Below are 6,064 nucleotides of genomic sequence, written 5' to 3'. Positions count from 1 at the left end.
CACTTCTTCCTTTGTCTGGTTGAGCTTGAGGGTAAAGGGGAAGATGAGCGAGGCGAAGAGACCGACGGCAAAGTTACCGGCGGTTATGCTCATGAGTATCATAAAGATGAGGCCATGGGTGTGCTGGCCGATGGTGGATGCCGGAGCGCCGGTCAGCGTCTTGCCGGCTACGCCGGCGTGGAAGAGACCGGGGACCATGATCACGATCAGGAGCCAGCTGATTACGAAAGAAAGGAGGATACCCATCATCGTGGTAATGACGCTGGCGGCCAGCATGCCCATGGACGTGGCGCCACCGGGGACCGAGCGGTTGAAACGAAAGATATGGGTCACCAAAGCGATCAGGAACAGGCCGTTGCCTAGGTACAACAACCATATCCGCGAAAATGCCGGGTTTGTCAGCAGGATAAAAACCGGGATGCAATATAAAATAGCGCACGCGAGCGCAAAGGCAAAATGTTGTCGCCAGGGAATGTTCTTGAACATGACAGGTGTTTTGGGAGGGCGTACAAAATGCGGGCCGGGCAAAAAACCGGACGTTCATCCGGTGGCGCGGGCCGGCGGGGATCGGAACTTTTTTGTACTTTCAGGTTATGCTTAGACTTGTCAAAATTACACTTATTCTTGTCGCACTCGTAGGGTTCGCGGGGCGCGCGGCGGCGCAGGGCGTGCCGGTGGCGCGGGATGGCGGCGCGGCAACACCGGCGCAGGGCGTGGCCGCGACGCCGCCGATGGGCTGGAACAGCTACAATTGCTTCGGCTCGGCGGTGCACGAGGATGAGGTGAAGGCGAATGCGGATTATATGGCGGCGTACCTGAGGCCGTATGGGTGGCAATATGTCGTTGTGGACTTCCTGTGGGCGTATGACAACCCGCCGGGGAGCGTGATCGGGAACCCGTTCCAGAAGCGGTTGCAGGATGGGTCGTATATACCGTGGCTGGCGATGGACCGGTGGGGACGGCTGACGCCGGACGTGAACAAGTTCCCGTCGGCGTTCGGGGGGAAGGGGTTTACGGCGCTGGCGGCGTATGTGCATGGGCTGGGGCTGAAGTTCGGGATACACGTGATGCGGGGGATACCGCGGCAGGCGGTTTGGGCGCGCAGCCCGGTGCTGGGCGCGGACGGGGTCACGGCGGACATGATCGCGGATACGGCGTCGACCTGTGACTGGATGAACCATATGTATGGCCTGGACATGACCCGGCCGGGCGCGCAGGCCTACTTGAATTCGCTGCTCAACCTGTATGCGGCCTGGGGCGTGGACTTTATCAAAGTGGACGACATCGCCCGGCCCTACCGCGCGGCGGAGATCGAGGGGTACCGCAAGGCGATCGCGCACTGTGGGCGGCCCATCGTGCTGAGCGTGTCGCCGGGGGCGACGCCGCCAGCGGATTCGGCGCATGTCGCGGCCAATGCCAATATGTGGCGGATGGCGGACGACTTCTGGGACAACTGGAAGGAGATCGTGGGGATGATCGGGTATGCGCGGCAGTGGCAGGGCCGCGGCGGCCCCGGGCACTGGCCCGACTGCGACATGATCCAGCTCGGAAAGCTGTCCAAACGCGGGCCCGTCGGACCGGAGCGCTATAGCCGCTTTACAGAGGACGAGGCGTATACGCATATGACGTTCTGGTGTATCTATCGCTCGCCGCTGATGCTGGGCGGCAACCTGCCTGAAAACCGGCCATTCGAGCTGGCGCTTTTCACCAACGACGAGGTCCTGGCGGTCGACCAGCTGGGAGTCGATCCGCGGGAGCTGAGCGCGGATGACGGTATGCTGGTGTGGTATTCCGGGGTGCCGGGGTCACAGGATAAGTATGTTGCATTCTTCAACCTCAACGACGTGCCGGCGAACATTGAAGTGCCGCTCTCACGGCTGGGGTTCGCCGGGGGCGTGGCCGTTAGGGATCTGTGGCGCAAGGAGGATATCGGGACGTTCCGGAAAACATACAATCGCCTCATCGCGCCGCACGGGGCGGCATTATTCCGCTTTTCGGGGCGTTAGCCTTACATTTGGGGGGATATGAGGTACATACAGACGACGCTCGCCCTGCTGCTCACTGGCCTGGGTGCTTCCGCCCAACGCATCGATACCCTGATGCACGTGTATTCGGCGGCTTACCCCACGGAAAAGGTCTATCTCCATTTGGACAGGGGGGCCTATAATTCCGGCGAATCGATTTGGTACAAAGCCTACATCACGGCGGAGGGGGCGCCGTCGGTCCTGAGCAAGAACCTCTATGTGGAATTGATCGACGACCACGGGCACGTGGTGGACCGGGCCACGAACGTGGTGGTGGAAGGGTCGGCGGCCGGGTCTTTTGCGATCCCGAAAACATACAATGGGCCTTATATCAATATCCGCGCGTATACGCGGTATATGTTGAATTATGATACGGCGTTTGCGTTTATGAAGACCTTGCGGGTGATGAATGTGGCGGCGGGGCCGGTAGTGACGCACGCGCGGCCGGCGCAGCCGGCCGCAACGGGGGCCCACGCCGCGGCACACCCGGCGGAACCCGCGGGGACCGAGCTCCGGTTTTTCCCGGAGGGAGGGGACTGCGTGAACGGTATGGAGAGCCGGATCGCGTTCAAGGCAACGGGGCCGGACGGTTTTCCCAGCGACGTGCAGGGGGTGATCGTGGACGGGAAGGGGGTTAAACAGGCCGTTTTCGCGAGCGTAAAAGACGGGATGGGGTCCTTTGAGCTGACCCCTGTGAAAGGCGCCGTCTACCAGGCCAAATGGACCGACAAGAATAAGGTTCAGCATACCACGCCGCTGCCGGGGGCGCTCGATAAGGGCGTCGTGCTGCGGGTCGACAGCGAGGATTCGTCCAAGACCTACACCATCGGCGCGGTCACCGGGGATACGGCGGGACGCACCGTGTACCATATGGTGGCCAGCCTGGGCGGGCAGGTGTTCTATCTCGCCACGCTCCGCCTCCAGGACGGGGAGATCGTGCACCAGTCGTTTGCCACGTCCAACATCCCGAGCGGGATCGTGACGGTGACCGTGTTTGCCGAGGACTGGCAGCCCCTGGCGGAGCGCATCAGTTTTGTCGACAATAACGAGTATATGTTCTACCCGGCGATCCACCAGCTCTATACCAAGCTGGACAAGCGGGCGGAAAACCAGATCGAGATCGAGTATGCGGACCAGGTCAAAAGCAACCTGTCGGTGGCCGTGACCGACGCCGACCTGGACGTGCCGGTGGGCGACAAGGCGGACAACATCATTTCCTCGCTGTTGCTGACGAGCGACCTCCGGGGCAAGGTGTACAATCCCTGGGACTATTTGTCCAACCCCGTGGATAGTATCCGGCACGAAGTGGACCTGGTGATGCTCACCAACGGCTGGCGGCGGTACGACTGGCACAACATCACCAGCCGCACCTATCCCCGGCTGAAGTATATGCCCGACAGCATTATGTCGCTGATCGGTACGATCTATGGCGTGCCGGCGAAGATGAAGCGGGACATGGGGACCATCAACCTGATCACCGATGACGGGGGGAAGGCGCACCGCTTCCTTTTTGCGGAGATCGATACCGACGGCGTGTTCAGGATACCGAACTACCTGGTCTATGGGGAACAGAAGATTTACTATTCGTTCAATAAAAAGGACCTCTTCACCAGCGCGGTGATCCGCATGGACAACGGCCTGTACAAAGGGCTTCCGGGCGCGCCCGGGGCCGACAGCCTCCGGCCGGTCATCGAGTTTTCGGACTCGCTGCTGGCGCACCAAAAGATTTTCCAACGGCTGGTGCACGACACGGTGGGGTTGTTCAAGGTCAAGAACCTGCAGCAGATCATCATCAAGGCGCCCACCAAGTCGCCTGAGCAAGTGCTCGACGAGAAGTACGCCTCGGGTCTTTTCTCCGGCGGCGACGGGTACCCGTTCGACGTAGCGAACGACCCGGCGGCCCAGGCGGCGCTGTCGGTCTTCCAATACCTCCAGGGCCGCGTGGCGGGTCTCCAGATCACCACCGGCGCGGGTCCCACCAGCCTGCAGTGGCGGGGTGGCACGCCCGGGCTGTACCTGGACGAGTCCCCGGTCGACGCGAATACGCTCCAGAATATCCCCATGACCGACGTGGCGTATATCAAGGTTTTCCGTCCGCCCTTTATGGGCATGGGCGGCGCCAACGGCGGGATCGCGATCTACACTAAAAAGGGCGGGGACCGTCAGCCGCCGGCCGACTTCAAAGCGCTGGAGCACACGGTGCTGATCGGTTATACCGCGCCCAAGGAATTCTTTTCCCCCGACTATGCCACGGCCCAGGCGGCGGCCACGCCTGATTCGGCGGACCTCCGCCCCACCCTCTACTGGCAGCCTTTTGTGCTGCTGGACAGCAAGACGCGCCGGGCCAAGCTGTCGTTCTACAACAACGACATCACCAAACGGTTTAAGGTGGTCGTGGAGGGGATGACCGCGGATGGGCGCTGGGCGCATAAGGAGCTGCTGATCGACACGGAGGATACCCGGGGTGCCGGAGCGGGGCGCTAACGGTATGGTATTTGGGTCTCTTTGCCGTATGCGTACATCGCTTATCTGCCTTTTCCTATGCCTGTCGGTTTTTGCCGCCGCCCAGGACACGCCACGGGTGGTCCCGCTACCGCTGCCGCCCGGGCCCCGCAAGCATGGCATCCTGAGCGTGTTTGGCGCCCACCGGGAAGAGGCCCGGGAGGGGAAATTCCTGGTCACGCCGTTCTTCCTGCCGGCCTATTCGCCGGATATAGCCTTTAGTTTGGCGGGGGGCGCCATCTTTTCCTTCCGGACGCAAAAGTCCGATAGCGCGCTGCCCACGTCTTCCATCCCGGTTACGGTCACCTATTCCACGGTCAATTCGTTTATCGCGAGCGCGGGCTGGACGACCTTCTGGCTGCACGACAAGCTGCGCATCAACGCGCTGATGCAATACAAGAATACCCGCGACGCTTATTACGGCGTCGGCTATGCGAACGCCATCTCGACCTCCTACCCCGACTCGACGCACCTCATCCGCAGCTTTACGATCATCCAGATCCGGCCGCTCTGGAAACTGCGCCGGCACCTTTTCGGGGGAATGAGCCTGGAATACTCCCAGAACATCCTTTCGCAGGTCAACGCGCACACGGCGCACGACCCGTACTACCTCCAGACGGGGCAGTTTATCCGCAATACCGGCCTGGGGGCCATCCTCAGCTATGATTCCCGCGACTTCCCGCAAAACGCCTTCCGCGGGTTGTACAGCACCCTCATCTATACCTTCTACCAGCCGCAGTTCGGCGGCAACACCGAGTTCCGCGCGCTCGACTTCGACACCCGGTTTTATCTCCCCCTCAGCCGGTACAAGTACCATTCGCTGGCGTTCAACTACCGCGCCCGTTACGACTTCGGCGAGCCACCCTTTACGTCGATGGTCAGCCTGGGCACCTCCCAGGACTTGCGGGGGCTCCGGTTCGGGCAGTTCCGGGACTTTTACGAAAACTATTTTATCACCGAGTACCGGCATAAGTTTTACTGGCATGACCGGCCAACGCGCTGGGGTTTTGTTTGCTGGGGAGGCGTGGGGGCCATCGGAGGCGACTTCCGTTCCGCCCTCTTCGAGCGCGCCATCCCCGACTTCGGGATCGGGCTGCGGTTTGAGATACAGCCGCGGCTCAACGTGCGGGCGGATTGGGGGCATGCGCCGTTGGGGGGGAGATCGAGCTCGGCGACGTATTTTAATTTCCTCGAGGCGTTCTGAGCGGGGAAGGACGCCGGACCTGGCGCACGTGCAGCATGCCACGAGGGGCATAGCTATTTCACTTTACAAGGACGATTCGCCATATTGCGCCGTGGGCGCTTTTGGCGGTATGGCGGAATTGCATTTACTTTGCAATACAAAGCACTTTGTATATGGGACAATATCTCAGCGGCCGGGCGGCCGGAAGCCGGGCGGCCGTGAGGCGCCAATGGAGCCGCGAGGCCCGACTCAGGCGCGTCCGTTTGTGGCTGGTCTTTTTTATGGTCGCGCTCGTCTTGAGCGGGCTGACCGCGTTTCCGTTGGAAAGCGAATTGCGCGTGCTGGCGGGTTACTG

4 protein-coding genes and 1 pseudogene are annotated in these 6,064 nt (G+C 61.4%); 4 read left to right on the top strand and 1 reads right to left on the bottom strand.

Going from position 1 to position 6,064, the window contains the following annotated elements:
* Window positions 1-486 (bottom strand): hypothetical protein (locus VL547_RS23640; protein WP_325582694.1); only part of this gene is annotated, 486 nt, incomplete at its 3' end.
* A gap of 107 nt (window positions 487-593) precedes the next feature.
* On the opposite strand from VL547_RS23640, the gene VL547_RS23635 reads away from it, so the two are divergent.
* The 4 genes and pseudogenes from VL547_RS23635 to VL547_RS23620 form a co-directional block, all read left to right on the top strand.
* A complete protein-coding gene (locus VL547_RS23635) occupies window positions 594-2,006 on the top strand; it encodes a glycoside hydrolase family 27 protein (protein ID WP_325582692.1) in 1,413 nt (470 codons plus the stop codon).
* An 18-nt stretch (window positions 2,007-2,024) separates the two neighbouring features.
* Entirely contained in the window at window positions 2,025-4,508 is a 2,484-nt protein-coding gene (locus VL547_RS23630) for a hypothetical protein (protein WP_325582690.1), read from the top strand.
* 28 nt (window positions 4,509-4,536) lie between these two features.
* The gene (locus tag VL547_RS23625; protein WP_325582688.1) at window positions 4,537-5,730 is read left to right on the top strand and encodes a BamA/TamA family outer membrane protein; all 1,194 of its coding nucleotides are present in this window, start codon (window positions 4,537-4,539) and stop codon (window positions 5,728-5,730) included.
* Window positions 5,731-5,882: 152 nt separating this feature from the next.
* Window positions 5,883-6,064: pseudogene (locus VL547_RS23620) on the top strand (hypothetical protein); the annotation flags it as partial.

The sequence above is a fragment of the Dinghuibacter sp. genome (assembly GCF_035492835.1).
Classification (GTDB): domain Bacteria; phylum Bacteroidota; class Bacteroidia; order Chitinophagales; family Chitinophagaceae; genus Dinghuibacter.
This window is presented reverse-complemented; position numbering and strand designations above follow the sequence as displayed.

What these genes read in the sequence shown, in the direction of transcription:
- VL547_RS23635 (WP_325582692.1), top strand. Translation starts at nt 594, where the DNA reads ATGCTTAGACTTGTCAAAATTACACTTATTCTTGTCGCACTCGTAGGG.
- VL547_RS23630 (WP_325582690.1), top strand. Translation starts at nt 2,025, where the DNA reads ATGAGGTACATACAGACGACGCTCGCCCTGCTGCTCACTGGCCTGGGT.
- VL547_RS23625 (WP_325582688.1), top strand. Translation starts at nt 4,537, where the DNA reads ATGCGTACATCGCTTATCTGCCTTTTCCTATGCCTGTCGGTTTTTGCC.